The sequence below is a fragment of the Corynebacterium jeikeium genome (assembly GCA_003955985.1).
Lineage (GTDB): Bacteria > Actinomycetota > Actinomycetes > Mycobacteriales > Mycobacteriaceae > Corynebacterium > Corynebacterium jeikeium_D.
The window spans coordinates 2,154,781-2,175,279 of record CP033784.1 but is presented as its reverse complement, the minus strand read 5'-3'; the positions used below and the strand labels follow the sequence as shown (position 1 = coordinate 2,175,279).

At 59.5% G+C, this 20,499-nt stretch carries 18 protein-coding genes and 1 riboswitch; of the genes, 9 read left to right on the top strand and 9 right to left on the bottom strand.

What is annotated here, in order from left to right:
- Positions 1-941 precede the first annotated feature (941 nt).
- Positions 942-2,267 carry a tryptophan synthase subunit beta gene (gene trpB, locus EGX79_09645; GenBank protein AYX82414.1) on the bottom strand — a complete coding sequence of 442 codons (1,326 nt, stop codon included), beginning with the start codon at positions 2,265-2,267 and terminating at the stop codon, positions 942-944.
- A 417-nt stretch (positions 2,268-2,684) separates the two neighbouring features.
- Between trpB and EGX79_09640 the strand changes: the two genes are divergently transcribed.
- A complete protein-coding gene (locus tag EGX79_09640; protein ID AYX82413.1) occupies positions 2,685-4,115 on the top strand; it encodes a TrkH family potassium uptake protein in 1,431 nt (476 codons plus the stop codon).
- Positions 4,108-4,809, top strand: a complete 702-nt coding sequence (locus tag EGX79_09635; GenBank protein AYX82412.1) for a TrkA family potassium uptake protein — start codon at positions 4,108-4,110, stop codon at positions 4,807-4,809. The genes EGX79_09640 and EGX79_09635 overlap by 8 nt, the downstream gene beginning before the upstream one ends.
- A 10-nt stretch (positions 4,810-4,819) precedes the next feature.
- On the opposite strand, the gene EGX79_09630 is transcribed toward EGX79_09635, so the two are convergent.
- Entirely contained in the window at positions 4,820-5,161 is a 342-nt protein-coding gene (locus EGX79_09630) for a cupin (GenBank protein ID AYX82411.1), read from the bottom strand.
- A 6-nt stretch (positions 5,162-5,167) separates the two neighbouring features.
- Complete coding sequence (locus EGX79_09625) at positions 5,168-5,926, bottom strand: thiamine phosphate synthase (protein ID AYX82410.1); 759 nt, start codon at positions 5,924-5,926, stop codon at positions 5,168-5,170.
- 70 nt (positions 5,927-5,996) lie between these two features.
- A riboswitch (TPP riboswitch) is annotated at positions 5,997-6,119 on the top strand.
- Here EGX79_09625 and thiO point away from each other — a divergent pair.
- The 4 genes from thiO (at position 6,112) to EGX79_09605 (ending at position 9,623) form a co-directional block, all read left to right on the top strand.
- Positions 6,112-7,302 (top strand): glycine oxidase ThiO, encoded by a 1,191-nt coding sequence (gene thiO, locus EGX79_09620; GenBank protein AYX82409.1) that lies wholly within the window; start codon positions 6,112-6,114, stop codon positions 7,300-7,302. (Overlaps the previous riboswitch by 8 nt.)
- A 13-nt stretch (positions 7,303-7,315) precedes the next feature.
- Positions 7,316-7,549 carry a thiamine biosynthesis protein ThiS gene (locus EGX79_09615; protein AYX82408.1) on the top strand — a complete coding sequence of 78 codons (234 nt, stop codon included), beginning with the start codon at positions 7,316-7,318 and terminating at the stop codon, positions 7,547-7,549.
- Between the two features lie 2 nt (positions 7,550-7,551).
- Positions 7,552-8,424: a thiazole synthase gene (locus EGX79_09610; GenBank protein AYX82407.1), complete on the top strand. Its 873-nt coding sequence runs from the start codon at positions 7,552-7,554 to the stop codon at positions 8,422-8,424.
- Positions 8,424-9,623, top strand: coding sequence for an adenylyltransferase/sulfurtransferase MoeZ (locus EGX79_09605; protein AYX82406.1), 1,200 nt, complete (start codon positions 8,424-8,426; stop codon positions 9,621-9,623). The genes EGX79_09610 and EGX79_09605 overlap by 1 nt, the downstream gene beginning before the upstream one ends.
- Positions 9,624-9,659: 36 nt before the next feature.
- Here the strand turns inward: EGX79_09605 and EGX79_09600 are convergent, their stop codons facing one another.
- Positions 9,660-11,270 (bottom strand): alkaline phosphatase, encoded by a 1,611-nt coding sequence (locus EGX79_09600; GenBank protein AYX82405.1) that lies wholly within the window; start codon positions 11,268-11,270, stop codon positions 9,660-9,662.
- A gap of 185 nt (positions 11,271-11,455) precedes the next feature.
- Here EGX79_09600 and EGX79_09595 point away from each other — a divergent pair, with 185 nt between their 5' ends.
- Positions 11,456-13,267, top strand: a complete 1,812-nt coding sequence (locus tag EGX79_09595; GenBank protein AYX82404.1) for a BCCT family transporter — start codon at positions 11,456-11,458, stop codon at positions 13,265-13,267.
- A 216-nt stretch (positions 13,268-13,483) separates the two neighbouring features.
- On the opposite strand, the gene EGX79_09590 is transcribed toward EGX79_09595, so the two are convergent.
- The 5 genes from EGX79_09590 to EGX79_09570 all read right to left on the bottom strand — a co-directional run bounded on the left by EGX79_09590 (position 13,484) and on the right by EGX79_09570 (position 18,213).
- The gene (locus tag EGX79_09590; protein ID AYX82790.1) at positions 13,484-14,422 is read right to left on the bottom strand and encodes an amino acid ABC transporter permease; all 939 of its coding nucleotides are present in this window, start codon (positions 14,420-14,422) and stop codon (positions 13,484-13,486) included.
- The gene (locus EGX79_09585) at positions 14,422-15,108 is read right to left on the bottom strand and encodes an amino acid ABC transporter permease (GenBank protein ID AYX82403.1); all 687 of its coding nucleotides are present in this window, start codon (positions 15,106-15,108) and stop codon (positions 14,422-14,424) included. The genes EGX79_09590 and EGX79_09585 overlap by 1 nt, the downstream gene beginning before the upstream one ends.
- A gap of 19 nt (positions 15,109-15,127) precedes the next feature.
- Positions 15,128-16,069 (bottom strand): glutamate ABC transporter substrate-binding protein, encoded by a 942-nt coding sequence (locus EGX79_09580; GenBank protein ID AYX82402.1) that lies wholly within the window; start codon positions 16,067-16,069, stop codon positions 15,128-15,130.
- A gap of 15 nt (positions 16,070-16,084) precedes the next feature.
- Positions 16,085-16,813 (bottom strand): amino acid ABC transporter ATP-binding protein, encoded by a 729-nt coding sequence (locus EGX79_09575; protein AYX82401.1) that lies wholly within the window; start codon positions 16,811-16,813, stop codon positions 16,085-16,087.
- A gap of 119 nt (positions 16,814-16,932) precedes the next feature.
- On the bottom strand, positions 16,933-18,213 hold the full coding sequence (locus EGX79_09570; GenBank protein AYX82400.1) for an MFS transporter: 1,281 nt from the start codon (positions 18,211-18,213) through the stop codon (positions 16,933-16,935).
- A 259-nt stretch (positions 18,214-18,472) separates the two neighbouring features.
- Between EGX79_09570 and EGX79_09565 the strand changes: the two genes are divergently transcribed.
- On the top strand, positions 18,473-18,922 hold the full coding sequence (locus EGX79_09565) for a MarR family transcriptional regulator (protein ID AYX82789.1): 450 nt from the start codon (positions 18,473-18,475) through the stop codon (positions 18,920-18,922).
- A gap of 34 nt (positions 18,923-18,956) precedes the next feature.
- A complete protein-coding gene (locus EGX79_09560; protein AYX82399.1) occupies positions 18,957-20,387 on the top strand; it encodes an adenylosuccinate lyase in 1,431 nt (476 codons plus the stop codon).
- Positions 20,388-20,499 lie beyond the last annotated feature (112 nt).

Below are 20,499 nucleotides of genomic sequence, written 5' to 3'. Positions count from 1 at the left end.
CTTTAAATCCTCTACCGGCGGCCGCTGGTAGAGCCGATGTTGGGGCATTCCTGGAAGGGGCCGTTGGGGCTCTGTTTTCTTGATCGCCCGTTCGCTGTAAAGGCGGAAAAACTGTCTCAGATTGAGGGCTCTGTGGCTGCGGTCACATCAAGTGAGGCTGGGGTTGGGTCGATAGTGGAGTAGGGTGGCCTTCGTGGCAGCATCTTTGACAGCCGGCAGCTCTGTCGGTGGTCTATTTCCGCTGGCAGGGGGGGCGTTTTCTTTAATTGCTGATGGGGTTGACCTCTGAGGAGCTGGCGGCTATTCCCATACGGGGTGACGATTGAGCGCGGTGTGTAACCCACATTCAACGACAGCTACAAGCGCTTTTAGCGGGGATAGTTTATGTCCGACTGAAAGATGCTTCCGCGTCCTGTTTTTGGCTGTGTAAAAGCGTGATTTTTGAAGCCGTTGTCGGGAGCGGTGAAGCGAGGCTTGGGGTGGCGCTGAGGGGCGCTGTTTGTGGTGCAGCGATTGAGCTAAAAAACGTCCAAAAGTTAACAAAAGGTTAACTAAAAATAAAGTTTAGTGCTTGCCAGGTCTTGTGTTGTGGTCTACGGTTGCAAGTCATAAGTTCCAATCGGTTCGATGAAACATTGTTTCAACTGCGGAATCGCAAAGAATCGGTTGGAGAAGTCCAACAATAAAGATCAAAGAGATCTTAAGAGAGGTGACCTCTGATGAACGCATTCAACGAGATTATGGATACTGTGTCCCCGATTTTCCGGGACGGCAAGGAATCTAAGCAGGATGCGCTGGCATCGCTGCTTGCCGAAGCCATCGTGGAGGCGAACCCGAACCAGGGCATCGCCGCCGACGACCGCCGCGCTGCCTAACAAGAATTAGCTTTGGTCCGATTCCTGCTAGGCAGCTAGTGGGGAAACAATCCCTACTGGTTATTCCTACTGGTTCAGGAACTCCCGGACCTGCTCCATATCCTTATCACCGCGACCCGACAGGTTCACGAGCAACAGCAAAGGCTCATCGCCTTCGTGAACCGGCAGCCCGAGCTCGCTACCAGCGGCAGGGTCGGTTTCACGGAGTCGCGCAATTTTAATGGCCTGCGCCAGCGCATGCGAGGATTCCATCGCCGGAATAATGCCCTCCATGCGGCTGAGCAGCTGGAACGCTTCCAGCGCCTCCTCGTCGGTAATCCCGACATAGCTGGCGCGGCCATTCTCCTTCAGCATGCCGTGCTCCGGGCCAACAGACGGGTAATCCAAGCCCGCCGAGATGGAGTGCGATGGCAACACCTCGCCGTCGTCGGAAAGCATGACAAATGAGCGCATGCCGTGAAGGACGCCAGTCTTACCCGCGTTGATGGGCGCGCCGTGACGATCGGTGTCGAGTCCCTCACCTGCGGGCTCGACACCAATGAGGGCGACATCGGAGTCGTCGATGTAGTTAGCAAATGCGCCGATGGCGTTGGAGCCGCCACCGACGGCTGCGATCACAGCGTCGGGAAGCTTGCCGTAACGCTCGACCATCTGACCGCGTGATTCCTCCGAGATGACCTGCTGGAATTCACGCACGATAGTGGGGAATGGGTGCGGACCGGCGGCGGTGCCCAGTAGGTAGAAAGTGGAGTCGAGAGTCTTGCTCCACTCGACCAGTGCCTCGTCAATAGCATCCTTCAAACCGGCCTCGCCGGTGGTGACGGGAACGACCTTCGCGCCCATGAGCTCCATGCGCTCGACATTGGGGTGCTGGCGGGCGACATCGTGCGCGCCCATGTAAATCTCGCACTCAAGTCCCAGCAGCGCTGCGGCCATCGCGGTGGCCGTGCCGTGCTGGCCTGCACCCGTCTCAGCAATGAGGCGGGTTTTTCCCATGCGCTTTGCCAACAGTGCCTGGCCAACCACGTTGTTGCCCTTGTGCGCGCCGCCGTGGTTCAAGTCCTCGCGCTTCAGCACAATCGTCGTGTTCGGCGTGGATAGACGACGGCATTCGAACAGCGGGGTCGCGCGGCCGAGGAAATCACGACGTAGTTCTTCCAGCTCGCGCTGGAACTCCGGATTGCTCATCGCCTCGATGTAAGCCGCTTCCAGCTCATCGAGTGCTGGTAGCAGGAACTCCGGCACTTCCTGTCCGCCGAAGCGACCGAAAAATGCAGGCAAGAGAGTTTCGCGCACCTCGCCCGCGCCGTTAACGCTTGCCGACGGCGCCCTGGTTGCAGTCGGTGCTGAAGCCTTGGCGATGGCATCCGCGCTGGGGTTGTAATCAGTCATTGAGGGGGCCTTTCGTTGCTGTTGTTTATTTCAGCGGGCCCTGGTTCTCTTTGTCGAACCGATAAAAGAAAAGAGCCCGCCAGATTTATCTTCTTGCGAGCTCGTACTTGACGGGTTTGCCGTCGAATTTAATGAGATGACGTGACGTTGCTCGCGGACTTAAGCGAGCCACCACCACTGTGCGCCGCACGGCGCGGGTGTGTTCATCAGGGGTGTCATCATGAATCTGACAATAACTCAAGCTTTCCGCAGTAGCCAAAGCGGGTGGGGTGTGGGGGCGGGGTTGGGCGCGAAATGTGTACGGGATATCGCAACTGTGCCTGGAGTGTAGGGCAGTTCCCCTATTAGTCGGGTACGCGTAAGGGGCAGAATTCTCGGATCCCCTCGACACCGCTGGCCACGAGGACTAACGTTCCGATGGTGATTACGCTGTCGCGGCAGACCACTAAATCACGTCGGGGAGTTCGTCCCACGACGTTGGTGGTGTGGTGCTATGTCGCCCTCATAACCGTTGGCACGGTTTTGTTAATGCTGCCGATCTCGGCAGCCAATAGCCACCCCACGGGGCACTGTGCCCCGAGCCCTGGGAATCTGTGCCTGCCCACGGCGCTGTCTGATGCGCTGTTCACAGCCACCTCAGCAACAAGCCTGACCGGCCTGATCACCGTAGATACGGCCACCCATTGGTCAACCTTCGGCAAGGTCGTCATCATGTTGTTGATTCAGCTGGGTGGTCTCGGGTTCATGACCTTGGCTTCACTCTTCGGCCTCTTCGTAGCAGGAAGGCTCGGCCTGAACCGCCGTGCCGGTGCCCGCGTTGAAGGCCGCGGTATGGATATGGGCGAGATTTCGTGGGTTGTCCGTGCTGCCGTTAGCTTCACTCTGTTGGTGGAGTTTGTGGTCGCAGTGGCACTTACGCTGCGGTTCCACTTCGGTTATGAGTACAGCTGGGGAAGAGCTGTGTGGGAAGGCTTGTTCCATGCCATCTCCGGCTTTAACAACGCCGGCTTCGCTCTGTATACCGACAATGTCATGGGATTTTTCAGTGATACCTGGGTGCTATTGCCCCTGGCCTTCGCCCTCATTGTGGGTGGTCTGGGTTTTCCGGTTTTGCTTGAGGCTTGGCGGCACCTGAAGACGTGGCTCAGCGTTCGCACTCGAGGACAGCTGCCTAAGCGCTGGTCATTGACTACTCGCTTCACCATTAAAGGCACCATCCTGCTGATTGCCTTGGGCACGCTCATGGTGGCATTTGGTGAGTGGTCCAATGCCATGTCTGGATTCACCACGGGGGAGAAGATACTCAACTCATTCTTCGCTGGTGTGAGCCCGCGTACCGCGGGGTTCAACGCACTCGATTACGCAGACTTTCACCCGTCGACACTGCTGGGCACGGACTTCCTCATGTTCATTGGCGGCGGCACCGGTGGTACCGCAGGTGGCGTGAAAATCACGACGTCGGCCGTCATTCTCGCCGCCGTTCTCGCGGAGATTCGCGGTGACACCTCTGTATCCGTGGCTAGGCGGCGCCTGAACCCAAAGGTGCTGCGCCAGGCCCTCGTTGTTCTTGCATTCGGTATTGGCCAGGTATTTCTGGCAGTAATCGCCGTCAGTTTCATAGCGCCACAGTTTTCTACTGACCAAATCCTTTTTGAAGTAGTCAGTGCCTTCGCCACGGTAGGCCTTTCCACAGGTATCACCGCTGACCTACCGGTGGCGGCACAGGCAATCTTCATCGTGCTGATGTTCACCGGTCGTGTTGGCCCAATCGCCTTGGCGACGGCCTTGGCCGCCCGCCCACGCCAGCGCGTCTATGAATATCCGGAAGAAAGGCCCTTCATTGGCTAACTCGAAATTCAATCCGTTTGCTGGTTTTGCAGAGCATTTCGCCAACCAAGCCAGCTCTTCTCCTGTTGTCATTCTCGGCATGGGGCGTTTCGGACAGGCGCTCGGCGAGGAGCTGGTCGCTGGCGGTATCGAGGTTCTCTGCGTAGACCACCGCGAAAAGGTGGTTCAGGAGCTGTCCTCGACCTTCGATCACGTGGTTACCGCCGACACCACCATGCCGGAAGTACTGAAGCAGCTCGGTGTCGATGAAGCCGAACGCGTGGTCATTGCAATCGGCAGTGATATCGAGGCGTCGTTGCTGACCGCGTCCGCACTGGTGGACATGGATGTGCCGCTGATTTGGGCAAAGGCCGATAACCAGGCCCACGCCAAGATTCTGGGCCAGATCGGTGTTCACCACGTCATTCGCCCGGAGGCCGACACTGGCCGTCGTATTGCGCACCTAATCGGCGGCAAGGTCCAGGACTTCCTGGAGTTCGATCGCGACTACGCAGTCGGTAAGGTCGCGCCGCCGATCCATTGCCTGGATAAGACCGTGGCGGAGATTAACCAGAGCGCACCGATTACGGTCGTCGCCGTACAAAAGCGCGGTCAGCGCTTCCGCCCCGCGCTTGCCGACGACCGCATTACCGCAGGTGACCTGTTGATTGTCTCGGGTGCCATTCGGCAGTTGGAGACGTTCGCCGGGGAGTAGGAGCTGATTGCTACTTGTCGCCGTGGCTGTCGATTCCGTCGACGCCTGTGACCGTGGTCAGCAAAAACACGGAATCCGCTAGAGCCTTCACTCCGTGCTTGACGTGGGTGAGCACTTTGAGATTGCCCTCGGAAATCGTGGTTTTATCGGCACCGGTGATTTCAACTTCGCCAACAAGCACAAGCATCGAGGCTGCGGGCGGCGAGTTATGGGCGGAAAGCTCAGTTCCTTCAGTCAGTGCGATGAGAGTCTGGCGCAGCGGACCGTCGTGGACAACAATTTCCGCAGCGCGGCCATTGCTATTCGCTTTAGCTTGAGTCAGAAGGTCGTCTTGTTGTGAATTAATATTCACAGCGTCCTAGCTCCTTGGTGAAACCACAGCGCGCAGAGCACGCGCTGCCTCTTCCGGATTTGCTGCCTCGGTTAGTGCGCGAACCACCACAATGCGCTCCGCGCCAGCGGCGATAACTTCGCCGGCGGTCTCGGCGTTGATACCGCCGATTGCCCACCATGGCTTTACCGGGTCACTTGCGCCGCGGTCGTGCGGGCGCACAATATCGGCCACGGAATCCTGGTGGGACTCCGCTGAACCCTGTGCACGCACCCTCCGCACGAGTGCCGCAGCTTCACGGACCATCTCGACTCCGACGGGTTGACGGTCGGGCTTCGTCGGGGTGGCATACACCGGGCCGATTACCGCGTAATCGATGCCATCGTCGGCAAGCGAGGCGGCGAACATGTCCAGATTTCGGTTGGAGCGGCCGATGAGAACCTCGGGGCCAACGATCTGGCGGGCCTGCTCGGTGCTGAGGTCTTCCTGGCCCACATGCAGGATGTCTGCGCCGGTCAGTGCGGCAATGTCGGCGCGGTCATTGACGGCGAAGAGCTTGCCGTGTTCAGCGGCGACCTCGGCGAGGGTCTCCACGGCGGCGATCTCGTCGCGGGTGTCGACTTTCTTGTCGCGCAGCTGGATGATGTCGGTGCCGCCTTCGTAACAGGCGTGCAGGAACTCGCGCAGATCACCACGGGATGCGCGCGAGTCGGTGCAGAGGTACAGGCGGGCGTCGGCAAGCAGGGCGCGTCGTGTTGTGCGAGTGGCGGCTGATGAGGCGTTCATGTCCCCATGTTAGGCGAGGTTGGGGATGCGGTGTCGTGGCGGTGAGTCCGAAGTCATATGATGGGGGAGTACCACGTTCCGCGGGAGCCGTACTCGGTATCGATGAGATGCCGCTGGCTGAGAGGGCGAGTAACGCCGACCGCTTTTACCTGATGCGGGTTATGCCGCCGGAGGGAGGAATGGCAGTGAATGCTGCCGCTATGGGTGCCGCCTCGACAAGTGAGGGCGGCACAGGGAATACGTCGTCAAGCGTTGTTATCGCAGGCGCGGGCATTATCGGCTTGGCGACGGCATGGAGACTACTCCGCCAGGGATTCGATGTGACCGTCCTCGATGCCGAGCCCGTTTCCGGCGCAACCTTCGCCGCGGCTGGCATGCTGGCGCCGGTTGCCGAAGTCGTGTGGGATCAGCCGACGCTGTATCCGCTGATGGTGGAATCGGGCAAGCTCTACCGCGACTTTGCCCAGGCCATCGCCGAGGAATCGGGCCACGATGTTGGCTATATCGAGAATTCCACGTTTGTTTGTGCGGGCGATGCCGCTGACCGGCAGACACTCAGCGAGCTCGTTGAGCTGCAGCATGACATGGGCATGGAGATCAACCGCATCACCGCCACCGAGGCGCGCCGGGCAGAACCGGCACTGGGGCCGGGCTGTGTTGGTGCGGTGGATATTCCGGGAGATCACCAGGTCAATCCGCGTCTGCTCGCCGAAGCGTTGCTGACCATTCTGGGAGACCGCGTCATCCGCACCCGCGCGGAAGAGGTTATTTACGCTTCCGATGCCGACCCCCGCCAAGCCATTGGGCTGCGCGGCACGGACGGAAATGACTACCTCGCCGATGAGGTCGTTCTGGCTGCGGGGCTGAACACCGCCGATATGGCCGGTCTGCCGGAGAATCTGAATCTGCCGCTGCGCCCGGTCTATGGGGATGTGCTGCGTCTGCGGGTGCCGGAGCGCTTGCAGCCGCTGGTCACCCGCACTATTCGCGGTGTGGTTCAGGGGCGTCCGGTTTATATCGTCCCGCGTGCCGACGGCACCGTCGTGCTCGGCGCAACCTCGCGTGAAGATGACCTGACCGGTGTCTCCGCCGAAGGAGTCCACCAGCTACTCCGCGACGCATACCGCCTGGTGCCCGGCATTCTCGACTGCGAAATCTACGAGATGACCGCCCGCGCCCGGCCTGGCTCCCCGGACGATGTCCCCATGATTGGCCGCGTGGTTCCTGGATTGACCGTGTCCACCGGCTACTTCCGTCACGGCATTCTGCTTACGGCCATCGGTTCCAAACTCACGGCCGATGTCGTCGCAGGTCGGGAAAATGACAACGACCCGGCGCTTCTTTCCGCCGTCAATCCATTCCGCTTCAGCGATTAGAGGAGGCTCGCTTATGTCCACCACAACACTCAATGGCGAAGGCTACACACCGGCTGCGGGGGAGATGGTCGCAGACCTCGTCGCTAAGCACACGGGGCACGCGCTTAACGACGACGGCACTGTCGCGGACGGCACCCGCCTGGGAATCGCGGTAGCCGTGGATGGTGCGGTAATCCCGCGAGCCAAGTGGGCGAGCACGCCCGTGGCAGGCGCCATCGACATCGTGACAGCAGTTCAGGGAGGCTAGAGATGACCGAGAATTCCGCACAAGCAAACATGTCCGCGCAGGAAAATGAAACCGGGACGGCGAGCGAAGTTACACGTGAACCGCTGCGCATTGGCGGACTGGAGTTGAACTCCCGTCTGATTATGGGAACTGGCGGTGCGACCAGCATGGATACGCTGGAGCGGGCGCTGGTGGCTTCGGGCACTGAGCTGACTACGGTGGCGATGCGCCGCTTTACGCCCGGTACGAAGCAGAACGTTTTTGAGATTTTGCAGCGCAACAATATTGCGGCGCTGCCGAATACTGCGGGGTGCTATACCGCTCGTGACGCGGTGCTGACTGCGCAGTTGGCCCGCGAGGCGCTGGAAACCAACCTGCTGAAGCTCGAGGTCATCGCCGACGAGGACACGCTGCTGCCCGACCCGGTCGAGCTGGTCGCGGCAGCGGAGCAGTTGGTAGCTGACGACTTCGTCGTTTTCGCCTACACCAACGACGATCCGGCGCTGGCCAAGCGGCTGGAGGATCTGGGCTGTGCAGCTGTCATGCCGGCGGGCTCGCCGATTGGTACTGGCCTGGGCATTCTTAACCCACACAACATCGAGCTGATTGTGGACCGCGCGAATGTGCCCATCATCCTGGATGCGGGCATCGGTACCGCGTCTGAGGCAGCGCAGGCGATGGAGCTTGGCTGCGATGCAGTGCTGTTGGCATCCGCAGTGACCCGTGCACATGATCCGGTGGGCATGGCCACGGCGATGCGCTTCGGCGTTGAGGCAGGACTGACTGCTCGCGAGTCCGGCCGCATTCCACGGCGTCGACTGGCCCAGGCGAGCTCGTCGTTTGAGGGCATCATCACTGAGCGCGTCAGCGGCGCACGCGAGCAGGATTCTCTGTAATGGCGGAGCAGGGTGTCAATCTTTCGGACCGCGACCTGCGCCGGTACGCGCGGCACCTAACACTGCCGGGCTTTGGTGCCGAGGGGCAGCGAACTTTGCGATCCTCCCGCGTCCTCGTTATCGGAGCTGGTGGCTTGGGATCGCCTGCGCTGTTATACCTGGCCGGGGCAGGGGTCGGGCATATCACAATCATTGACGATGACGTGGTCGACGAGTCCAATCTTCAGCGCCAGGTCATTCACCGTGAGTCCGATATTGGTCGCCCGAAGGCCGAATCTGCCGCGGATGCCGTGCGGCGCCTTGACTCCGAGGCATCGGTGACCGCAATCGTCGGCAGGTTAAGCGTCGACAATGCTGAGGAGCTCTTCGCCACTCACGATGTAGTGCTCGACGGCGCGGACAACTTCGCCACGCGCTACCTGTCCTCCGATGCCGCGGAGCTGACCGGAACGCCGCTGGTCTGGGCCACGATTCTGCAGTTCGCAGGGCAACTGTCCGTCTTCTGGCCTGGCCACGGCCCCATGCTTCGCGATCTTTACCCCGACATCCCCGATCCCGGCTCCGTGCCGTCGTGCGCCGCAGGCGGTGTCCTCGGCGCAATGGTCGGACAGATCGGCTCCATGATGGTCGTCGAAGCTATCAAGGTGCTCACTGGTGTCGGCAAGGTCGCCGTCGGCAAACTCGTGCTTATCGACGCCCTGGAGGCAACCACCCGCCCACTGTCCTTTGCAGCCGACCCGGAGCGCGAACCCGTTTCCGACTTGACCGAAATTGCGCAGGTGTGCGCAGCTTCGTGGACCGAGGATGAGGAGGCCCCGGCGCAGAGCATGCGCAGCATTGGCCCCAACACGGCGCACGAGCTTCTTGCCGAGGGTGTGCCTCTCATCGATGTACGCGAGCCTGAAGAACACGCGGAGGCTGCCATTGCCGGATCTGTGCTTGTGCCACTCGGCAACATTCGCAGCCGTGGGTGGGCTGCGATTCGCGAAGCGTGGGCTGAGCGGAACCTCCAGTCGAACTACCCACGAGTTCTGATTCACTGCCACTCGGGTGCCCGCTCGCAACAGGCAATTGAGCTGTTGGCCAGCGAGATTGAGGCTGATGGCGCCATACCGGAGCTCATCAATCTGGACGGGGGCATTGTGGCCTGGCAGGCTGCGGGGCAGGAGACCGTCGTAAAGCGTGGCGGAACGCACTAATTAGTGGCTACCGCCACGCGCTGTTGAACAGTGTGCCTACGCCTGCGGCTTCAGCGTTGTCGACCACAACTCGGTGCCACGAGTGGTGAGCAGACGGACGGTCATCTCGCGTGAGTCGCCGTCGATATCGACTTCGCCGAAGTGCTGGAAGTCCTGTGTGGGGTCGGCGTTGGCATTGTCTTTACCCGGTGCGTGGACGTACTCCACCTTCGGCCCGAAGGTCGAATCCATTTCGTTGGGGCCGAATGCGCCCGCGTGGAGAGGACCGGAGACGAATTCCCAGAAGGGTGCGAAGTCGGTGAACTGTGCGCGCTCTGGGCTGTAGTGGTGAGCCGCGGTGTAGTGCACATCGGCGGTGAGCCAGACGACATTTGAAACATCTTTAATGGCGCTGAGCAGGCGGGCGATTTCACGTTCACGTCCTGCAGGTGCACCGGCGGCACCATTGGATACGCTTTCTTGGTCACCATCGTCGCCGTCGGGGACGATGATTCCAAGCGGTAGGTCATTAGCAACAATCTTCCACGTCGCGCGGGAGTCCTTGAGGGAGTCGATTAACCAGTTGGTCTGCTTTTCGCCAAGGATTGGTTCTTCGGTTGTCGAGCGCGGATTATTGGAAGTGTTTTCTCCCTTGTAACTGCGCATATCCAGAATGAATATGTCTAGCAACGGGCCGTAGGAAACCTTGCGGTAGACGCGCCCATCTACAGCCATTTGTTGATCAATTGGCTGCCACTCATGGAAGGCCTGGTAGGCACGCTTGGCCAGGGTGTTGACATCGCGCTCGGTATAGCGATCGTCGTCTAGGACTTCGTTGGGGTACCAGTTGTTGACTGTTTCGTGGTCATCCCACTGGACTAGCTGCGGAACCTGCGCATTGAAGGCCAAGTAGTTCTTGTCCATGAGGTTGTAGGAGTACTGGCCACGATACTCTTCGAGGGTTTCAGCAACCTTGGATTTGGCCGGAGTGACATGGTTGCGCCACACAGTGCCGTCGGAAAGCGTGACGGATTCATCCAGCGGACCGTCGGCATAGCAGGTATCGCCTGAGTGAATGAATAGGTCTGGATTGCGCTCCATCATGGTGGAAAAGCCGGTGTATCCACCGATTTCGTCGTTAATTCCCCAACCCTGACCTGCGACATCGCCGGACCAGTGCAGGCGGATGTTGGATGCGCGGTTTGGGGCAGTACGGAAGGTGCCGATAACGGGATCAGAGCAGATTCCAGTATCTGCCTCTTCGAGCGTGACACGATAGAAGATTTCCTGCCCCGGTTCGAGACCGACGACACGTAGACGTCCGGTGCCGTCAGTGTCTGGAGTTAACAGAGAGTTACTGCGGAATACCTTGGCATTCTGGAAGCTCTCAGTTGCAGCAGTTTCAACCACCATATGGGCGGGGCGGTCTGAGCGAGCCCAAATCAATGCGCCGTCGCCGCGGATATCGCCACTTGCAACGCCGTGGGTGAGCTGTGGCCGAGAACGCAGTAACCCTGGGGAGGCCAGTGACGGCGAACCCGGTGTAGCTGAAGCCGCAGCTCTAGAGGCATGAGCGAGCGTGACTGAAGTGGCAAGTGCGGTGGATGCGCCTAAACGTAGAGCGCTGCGACGGGAAAGCTGCATGGAGTCGAACGATAGGTTTTCCACTTTGACGTTCAGTTAAACCAGCGTGAACTCGAAGGAAAAAGTCGCAATTACAGAACAAAGGCTTAGTTATTGAGAATGACTGGGCTTCCTTTTGTAACGTAGATAACCGACTTGGGAGGAATGTGTCTTCCGAGCTGTCTTTTCTGAGACAAACAATCTAGAAGTGAAAGGCGCTGACCCCGATAATGGGATCTACACAAACGCCACAAGTAAAAACGCAAGAAAAGAAGTCGGGCGGTTTTCTTAAGAACCTGCCGACCGACCCGTTGATCTTCACGACGGCGATGGGTTTCATTGTCCTCTTTGTGGCAGTGACCATAGCGCTGGGGGATACCGCTCGGGATGCCTACTCGGCCGCTTCCGATTGGGTTACGTCTAACATGGGCTGGCTGTTCATCGGTGGTGTCTCGGCAAGCTTTATCTTCCTCATCGGCTTGTTTGTGTCCCGCTACGGACGCATCCAGCTTGGCGATGATGACGAAGAGCCCGAATACACCATCGCCGAGTGGTTCGGCATGCTCTTCGCCGGTGGTACTGGCTCCATGCTGATGTTCTGGGGTGTGGCTGAACCGCTCAACCACGCTTACAACCCGCCGTTCGGTCAAGAGCCGATGAGCCGCGAAGCTCAGAACACTGCGATGGCATTTACCATCTACCACCTGGGTATTCACATGTGGGTCATCATGGCGCTGCCGGGGCTCGCGCTGGGGTACTTCATTTACAAGCGTCACCTGCCGCCGCGCGTCTCCTCCATCTTCGCGCCGCTGCTCGGTACCCGCATCTACTCATGGCCGGGCAAGCTTATCGACGCCGTCGCCATCATCGGTACCGTCGTCGGTATCGCGGTATCGGTGGGCATGGGTGCGCTGCAGATTAACTCCGGTGCTGCACGTGTAATCGGTACCCCGGAAAGCTCGATGGTGCAGCTCATTCTGATTGCCATCATTATTGTGATTGCCTCGATTTCCGTGGCCCGCGGTCTGGACAAAGGTATTAAGGTGTTGTCCAATGCGAACATTTGGGCCGCCATGGCATTGATGGTCTTCGTGCTGCTCATGGGCCCGACATTGACGCTGCTGCGCCAGACCGTCGATACGACAGGTGTCTACTTGGATGCGCTGCCTCGCATCATGTTCTGGACTGACTCCTACGACGTCAACCCGAATTGGAAACAGGGCGCCTGGACGGTCTTCTACTGGGCCTGGACAATCTGCTGGTCGCCATTTGTGGGCATGTTCGTCGCCCGTATTTCCCGCGGCCGTACTGTGCGTCAGTTCATTGCCGGTGTGATTGCACTGCCGACAATCGTGTCAATCATGTGGTTCTCTATCTTCGGCCGCGCTGGCTTCGAACTGGAAAATGAGCAGCCGGGCATTCTGACGGAACCAGTCGTCGAAGGAGGGGATCCCTCGCCGGCTCTATTTATCCTGCTGGAGCAGTACCCACTGGCAACCCTTGTCAGTGTGTTTGCGCTCTTTGTGATTATGATCTTCTTCGTCACCTCCATTGACTCCGCTTCGATGGTGATGGACATGATGTCTACCGGTGAGGAAAACAAGGCTCCGACCTTCTACCGCGTGCTGTGGGGCGTCATGATTGGTGCTGTGGCAGCTTCTCTGCTGCTGATTTCTGGTGAAACCGCACTGGAAGCGCTGCAGTCTGCCGTGATTGTTATCGGTGTACCGTTCTTCTTCCTCCACTTTGTGATGATGTACTCCTTGGTCAAAGGCATGAGTGATGACCACATGGCAGTGCGCAAGCCGGTTACCCGCCAGTGGGAGAAGACCGATACTCCAGAGAAGTTGGAGAAGCACGAAGCCGCACCCGCGCCGGGCTACGACGAAGAGGGCAATGAGCTGCCGCGCTTTGAGTACACCCACGATGAAGAGGGACGTCTGGTTATTCAGTCCGATGTGGTCGTTGAAGGCGAGTTTGAGTCTGGCGAAAAGTCGGAATCAGAGAGCCCAGAGGAGTCGGGGACGAAGTCTGAGTCGTAGTAGAGCACGGTCGCAGTAGTGCCCGGCACTTGTGGCCACGCTATTCACCTATCGTTGCGCTGTAGCGTGGCCATCAGTGAGTAGCTCATCGATAGGAGCGAAGGCAAAGGCCGTAGCCAAACAAAAACGCCGCCCGGCGGAAACCATAAGCAGTTTCCGTGGGCGGCGTCGCTGTGTTCGTCGTAAAGCAAGTGTGGCGTTAAGCCGTGATTAGCTTTACTCGTAGGTGCCTCGGAGGTCCTTGTAGTCCTCATCGTGCCAATCCACGTTGGCCTGGTCCTTGGTGGTGACACCGACATCAGGCTGATGCGGGACCTTCGCAATGATGTTGCGGCGGGCGCGGCCGGCGCGGAGCTGGCTTTCGATACGCTCGGCAAGGTTGGCCAGGCCGAAGTTGATGGCAATGAGAATGATCGCCACGACGACCAGCGATGGAATCATGGCGCCGTAGTACTCGCCAAGCTGGCGGCCAGAGCGGACAACCTCGACGTAGCCAATCATGTAACCCAGCGCGGAGTCCTTCAGCGCAATGACCATCTGCGAGATAATCGCCGGCAGCATGGCGGCGACTGCCTGCGGCAGCAAAATAGTGACCATCGTCTGGCGGTGGGAGAGACCCAGCGCAATCGCGGCCTCACGCTGGCCCTTCGGCAGCGACTCGATGCCGGAGCGCAGTGTCTCGCCAATGACGGAGCCGTTGTACATGGTCAGGCCAAACACAACGGCGGCAAAGCCGAGGTAGTTCGACGGAAACAGCTGCCAAAGCGCGAACACCGAGTAGGCAAACAGCATGAGCACCAGCACCGGAATGGCGCGGAAGAACTCGACAATCACCGAGCACAGCCAGCGCACCGGTGCGACCGGGCTCAGCCTGCCGACGCCCAGGAGAGCGCCAATAACCAGTGCCAACACAATAGAGACGACAGCCGCGACAATGGTGCTGACCAGACCGGGCAGAATGTATGTGGTCCAGGTTGTGGATTCGAGGAAGAACGACCATTTATTGGCCTCGAACTGGCCCTTGTCGGCCAGCTTCATTCCCACCCAGGCGAGAATCGCAACGGTGATTGCGGCCACGATCCAGGTGAGGGTTCGGTTGAAGCGCTGAGCCTTGGGGCCCGGCGCGTCGTAAAGAACTGTTGCGCGAGTAGCCATTAGCGCTTCACCGCCCATCGCTTGCCAGCCCAGCCGAAGAACAGGCCGGTCGGCAGAGTCAGAATAATAAAGCCGACAGCGATGATGCCGAAGATAATCAGGATATCGCTGGCGTAGTTTTCGGTCATGGTCTTCATCAGCAGCGACGCTTCAGCCACACCGATTACCGAGGCAATCGTGGTGTTCTTGGTCAGCGCGATCAGGGTGTTGCCGAGCGGCACGATAGCGCCACGGAACGCCTGCGGGAAGATGATGTAGCGGAAGCTCTGGCCGAAGCTAAGCCCCAGGGAGCGGGCGGCTTCGGCCTGACCGAACGGCACAGTATTAATACCGGCGCGCAGGGACTCCGCAACGAAGCACGAGGTGTAGGCAACAAACGCCAACACCGCGAGACGGAAGTTCTGCTTGACAATGAAGGAGTCATTCTCCGCAGCCAGCAGCAGCCCCAAGTTGTAGTAGAGACCCATCGAGGCCAGCAGCACAATCAACGTCAGCGGGGTATTGCGGACAATGCTGATGTACCAGGTCGACAGGGTACGTAGGATTCCCACGGGGCTCACGCGCATAGCGGTGAGAAGCGTGCCAAAAATCAGGGAACCAATTGCCGAAGCAATCGTCAGTTTGATGGTTACCCAGAAAGCCGGAAGCAGTTCCGGCCCCATTTCACTCCATAGTTCTGGATTCATTGTTTGCTCGCACCCCTTCCTACTTCTTCTCTACGAACGACAGATCGCCGATTGCCGGCTTGTCGTCGAGCTCGAACTTGTCGCCCAAATGCTTCTTCAGGATCTTCTGAAGCTCACCGGTGTCGTACAGCGACTCCAGCGCCTCATTGATGGCCTCACGGCTGGCATCATCACCCTTGGGCAGGCCGATGCCGTAGTACTCATTGGTCCAGTAGGAACCATCGGGGTTGCGCAGCTCGACCACGCGGAAGTCGTCGCCGAAGCGCTCCTTGTAGCGCTGGGCGAAGCCCGCGAGAATAGTTGCATCGGTAGTCAGGGCATCGACGACACCCTGCTTCACACCTTCCGCGCACGCGGCGTAGGTATCGAACTCCTGCAGCTGCACCTCCGGTAGAGCGTCCTTGACTTTCTGCGCTGGGGTGGAGCCGGATACAGAACACAGGCGAGTGCCCGGGGCGACGTCGTCAAGCCCCTGGATACCCTCGGAACCGCGCACCAACAGTGCCTGGTGCGTGACCAGGTACGGGCCGGCGAAGTCGACGGCAGCCAGGCGGCCAGCGTTGATGGAGTAGGTGGCGGCGATCATGTTGACCTCGCCGTTGTTAATCAGCGTCTCGCGCTGAGCGGACGGGGTCTCGCGCCACTCCATCTCGGGCACATCCCAACCGTTCTTGTTGGCGATGTACTCAATGACGTAGCGGGAAACATCGTTGTCGACGCCCGCGAACTCACGGTCCGGGGTGCGCTCGCCGAGACCCGGCTGGTCAAACTTCGTACCCAGTGTCACGTGCCCGGCTTCGATATCGGCCAGCAGGTTTCGGGGTCCGCTGCTACCGCAGGCCGCGAGGCTCATTGTCGTGGCAACAGCTACGACAGCCGCCGCAACTCGCTTGCCGACGACACCTCGGCGGCCCTGGTTGCGACTGCGTCCCCGGCCTCCTCGTAATAGTGAAAGCTTCATGGTGACCAGCCCCGCCTAGTGTCCGACGATCTTGGCCAAGAAGTCCTTGGCACGATCGCTCTGCGGGTTGGTGAAGAAGGTCTCCGGGTCGGTGTCTTCGACAATCGCACCGTCGGCCATGAACAGGATGCGGTCGGCCACGCGGCGGGCGAAGCTCATCTCGTGGGTGACGCAAACCATGGTCATGCCGCCCTTGGCCAGGTCGGTCATGACATCGAGGACCTCGTTGATCATTTCCGGGTCGAGCGCGGAGGTGGGCTCGTCGAAAAGCATGACCTTCGGGTCCATGGCCAGGGCGCGTGCGATGGCGACGCGCTGCTGCTGACCGCCGGAGAGCTGCGCCGGGTACTTGTCAGCCTGTTCCGCAATGCCGACACGGGCGAGCAGCTTGTCCGCACGCTCGCGGGCCTCGGCTTTGGAGATCTTGCGGACCTTCAGTGGGGCCAACGTGACATTGTCGCGAATGGTCATGTGGCTGAAGAGGTTGAACTGCTGGAAGACCATGCCGACCTCAGCGCGCAGGCGGGTGAGTTCCTTACCTTCTTCGGGAAGGAGCTTGCCGTTGATGCGAATTTCGCCGCTGTCGATGGTTTCCAGGCGGTTGATGGTTCGGCACAGTGTGGATTTACCAGAGCCGGAGGGGCCGAGGATAACTACGACCTGGCCAGCTGGGATTTCCAGGTTGATGTCGCGCAAAGCGTGGTAATCGCCGTAGTGCTTGTTCACCTCGGCAATCGAAATCATGCTCTGTGGTGTGGATGATTCAGTCATGGGGAAAGTATAGGTGACTCACGACACATAACTGCTATCGGTGTTCCTTGTCCGATATTCACCTGTAAAAAGTGACTGCACACCAATTAGTTCTAAAGATCCACGCGATGGCGCCTCGCAACAGGCTTGCGGCCATGCACGAACCAGTAGAAGACGGCCGCGAGAACCACCACGACCGCCAGGCCTGCGTACATCTTGTCGAAGCCCATAGTGGCGGCTACCGAACCAAGCACGATTGGGCCGAGGCCGATGCCCGCGTCGACAAGCAAGAGCAGCGTCGAGATGCCCGTGCCCAACTTGTGCGCCGGCGCCAGGTGCACAGAGATGGTCTGGCAGGCCGGCATCAGCGTGCCGTAGCCCAGGCCGCAGAGCGCACCGGCGGCGATAACGTGCCAGTCAGCGCTAGCGAAAGCCAGAACAAGCAGTGAGATGGTGAAGCACACCAGGCCGATGGCGATGACGGGGTTGTCGCCGCGGCGATCTTGTAGGCGTCCCAGTGAGAAACGCGCCGCCATCATCGCCACCGCATAGGCGATGAAGAAGAAGCTGGCGCCCCTAGTCAGGCCGCTCAGCTGCGAGTATCGGTTCAGGAATGTAATCACGCCCGCATACGCCAGGCCGACGAGCAGCATGAACAGGCCGATTGGCACCACTCTCGGCGTCATGATGTCATCGAAGGAAAACGTGCGCTTCGTCTCGCTTGCCGACGAGTCTTCGGTGGCCTCGTCCTTGGTTGCCACAGTGGCAGGCTCGTTGGGTTGTGGCAGAAAGAGTGCCAGCACCAGTCCGACAATGGACAGGCCGAGGGCTGTGGCAAAGAGGACGCTGTAGCCGACCGAACCAATAAGGGCAAGGCCGAGAGCTGGGCCAATCGCTGTGGCCAGGGTGGTGCCGAGCGAGATATAGCCAGTACCCTCTGCGCGGCGCGAAGCCGGAATAGCGGTCTGGGCGGCGGCCATCACGGCGGTGGAAGCGAATGCGTAGGTCAGGCCGTGGATGATGCGGATTGCAATCAGGATCGGCAGGGATGCGGCCCACAGGTAGGCGGCACAGGCTGCCACGATGACAGCGAGCGAGCCAAGCATGATTCTGCGACCACCGAAGGTGTCCACCAAGTAGCCGGAAAAGAGACGAGCGATGGTGGCGCCGACCACGAAAGAACTGGCGGCGAAGCCACCGGCGGCATCGGAGGCGGAGAAGCGCTGGACGGCGTAGAGCGCCATGACCGTGATTGAAAGGTAGAACACCAGGTACATGCTGAAGTTAATCAGCCAGCTGATGATGAACGCGGGGGAGAAGAGCTTGTCCTGCCCGTGCTGCTCGTCCTGCTCGTTCTGTTTGTGCCTGTTCTGTGTGGTCGTATGCGTTGTCATGCTGAAGATACGGTCTCTTTTCTCGTTTGAAAACGATCGTGGAATTAGTGCTTTGGCGAAACTGCTTTCCGGCATTTGTATCATGCAAAAATGCAGTTAGGGCTCGAATTATAACAATTGGTTTGTATGATGCAAATGTGCTTTTTCGGCCTTAACCGCATCCGTGGCGCGCTAGAATAGGGGCTGTTCAGCAAACAGATACATCCCGCAGGCCCATTAAAGGGCCGACATAAAGGCGACAAGAGGATTGACTGCCACCGTGCGAAACGACGACCTGGCCGCGCTCGTTTACGAGAACATGCTGCTATCCCGGGTGAGCTCCAGCGGCTACCGACCACATCGTAAGGACATCCTGTTGGATCGCTCCGCCGCAGCACTGCTGGCTAGGCTGGAAGCACAGCCGGATATGACAGTCGCCGAGCTCTCCGATGCACTAGGGCTGGACATTTCTACAGTGCATCGCCAGCTGGCCGCCGCCATGCGGCAGGGGTATATCGCGAAGAGGTCCGCGCCGTCGTCAAGCGCGAAGGTGCATAGCGCGACCGACAAGGGGCTAGAGCTGCTGCACCGGGAGATTGAGGCGCGTAAGAATACCGTCGATGACATTACGCATGGCTGGGAAGACTCGGAGCTCGCGGAGTTCGTGCGATTGATGCGCAAATTCAACGAGGGCGTGGAAGAAATGCGTGGTCATCCATGGCCTAGATAACCGCGGATGCAGTGGTCATGGAATACTTGAGGGCGTGGCTGAGAAAAAGAAGATCGCAAACGTCCTTGCTAACCGATACGCCTCTGCGACTCTGGCTGAGTTGTGGAGCCCTGAGTACAAGATCATCCTCGAGCGCAAGCTCTGGATTGCCGTTCTGAAGGCTCAGGTCGCTCGCGGAATTGAGGTGCCGGAGGGCACTATCGAGGCGTATGAGAAGGTCATCGACCAGGTTGACCTCGACTCCATTGCCGCCCGTGAGCGTATTACTCGCCACGATGTGAAGGCTCGCATTGAAGAGTTCTGCGACCTGGCTGGCACCGAGCACATTCACAAGGGTATGACCTCGCGTGACCTGACCGAAAACGTTGAGCAGCTGCAGGTTCTGCAGTCGCTGAAGGTCGTGCGCGACAAGGCCGTTGCCGTTGCCGCCCGCACTGCGGAAAAGGCCTCCGAGTACCAGTCGCTGGTGATGGCAGGTCGCTCCCACAACGTCGCCGCACAGGCAACAACCCTGGGTAAGCGCTTCGCCTCTGCTGCGGACGAGATGCTGCTGGGCATCGAGCGCGTAGAAGACCTGATTTCCCGCTACCCACTGCGTGGCATCAAGGGCCCGATGGGTACCGCCCAGGACATGCTGGATCTGCTTGACGGTGATGAGTCCGCACTGGCCTCCCTCGAAAACGAAATCGCTGAAGGCCTCGGCTTCGACCGCGTCTTTGACTCCGTTGGTCAGGTCTACCCGCGCACCCTCGACTTCGACGCTCTGTCCGCACTGGTCGAGCTGGGCGCAGGCCCGGCGTCGCTGGCCACCACCATCCGCCTGATGGCCGGTAATGAGACCGTCACCGAGGGCTTCAAGGAAGGCCAGGTCGGCTCTTCCGCCATGCCGCACAAGATGAACGCCCGCTCCTGTGAGCGCGTCCACGGTTTCCAGGTCATCCTGCGTGGTTACATGACCATGCTCTCCGAATACGCCGGTACTCAGTGGAACGAAGGCGACGTTTCCTGCTCCGTGGTTCGCCGCGTTGCACTGCCGGATGCTTTCTTCGCCATGGACGGCATGTTCGAAACCTTCCTCACCGTCCTGTCCGAGTTCGGTGCATTCCCGGCCATGATCGACCGTGAGCTGGAGCGCTACCTGCCGTTCCTGGCTTCCACCAAGATCCTCATGGCAGCCGTTCGCGCTGGTATGGGCCGCGAGGAAGCCCACGAGATCATCAAGGAGCACGCCGTCGCCACCGCACTGGATATGCGCGAAAAGGGTGCTGAGCAGAATCTCACTGAACGTCTCGCTGCAGATGAGCGTTTCCCGCTGGATGCCGCAGGGCTTGCCGACGCTCTGGCGAACCGCCATGCGTTCATCGGTGCCGCGGAATCCCAGGTTGACCGCGTAGTTGCACGTGTGCAGGCTGTCGTGGACAAGTACCCAGAGGCCGCGGCCTACAAGCCGGGCGAGATTCTGTAGCTTCGCGAGCGTCACGCGCGAAACACGTAAACGAAAAAACGTAAAGACGTAAGGTCCCTTGAAAAACTCTGTCACGTTGGTGGCAGAGTTTTTCTTTGTTTGTTGACGAAAG

Bases quoted from the DNA above. Each gene is read 5' to 3' on its own strand.
- trpB (AYX82414.1), bottom strand. From the start codon at position 2,267: ATGACTGATTACAACCCCAGCGCGGATGCCATCGCCAAGGCTTCAGCA.
- EGX79_09640 (AYX82413.1), top strand. From the start codon at position 2,685: ATGGTGATTACGCTGTCGCGGCAGACCACTAAATCACGTCGGGGAGTT.
- EGX79_09625 (AYX82410.1), bottom strand. From the start codon at position 5,926: ATGAACGCCTCATCAGCCGCCACTCGCACAACACGACGCGCCCTGCTT.
- EGX79_09615 (AYX82408.1), top strand. From the start codon at position 7,316: ATGTCCACCACAACACTCAATGGCGAAGGCTACACACCGGCTGCGGGG.
- EGX79_09610 (AYX82407.1), top strand. From the start codon at position 7,552: ATGACCGAGAATTCCGCACAAGCAAACATGTCCGCGCAGGAAAATGAA.
- EGX79_09605 (AYX82406.1), top strand. From the start codon at position 8,424: ATGGCGGAGCAGGGTGTCAATCTTTCGGACCGCGACCTGCGCCGGTAC.
- EGX79_09595 (AYX82404.1), top strand. From the start codon at position 11,456: ATGGGATCTACACAAACGCCACAAGTAAAAACGCAAGAAAAGAAGTCG.
- EGX79_09590 (AYX82790.1), bottom strand. From the start codon at position 14,422: ATGGCTACTCGCGCAACAGTTCTTTACGACGCGCCGGGCCCCAAGGCT.
- EGX79_09585 (AYX82403.1), bottom strand. From the start codon at position 15,108: ATGAATCCAGAACTATGGAGTGAAATGGGGCCGGAACTGCTTCCGGCT.
- EGX79_09580 (AYX82402.1), bottom strand. From the start codon at position 16,069: ATGAAGCTTTCACTATTACGAGGAGGCCGGGGACGCAGTCGCAACCAG.
- EGX79_09575 (AYX82401.1), bottom strand. From the start codon at position 16,813: ATGATTTCGATTGCCGAGGTGAACAAGCACTACGGCGATTACCACGCT.
- EGX79_09570 (AYX82400.1), bottom strand. From the start codon at position 18,213: ATGACAACGCATACGACCACACAGAACAGGCACAAACAGAACGAGCAG.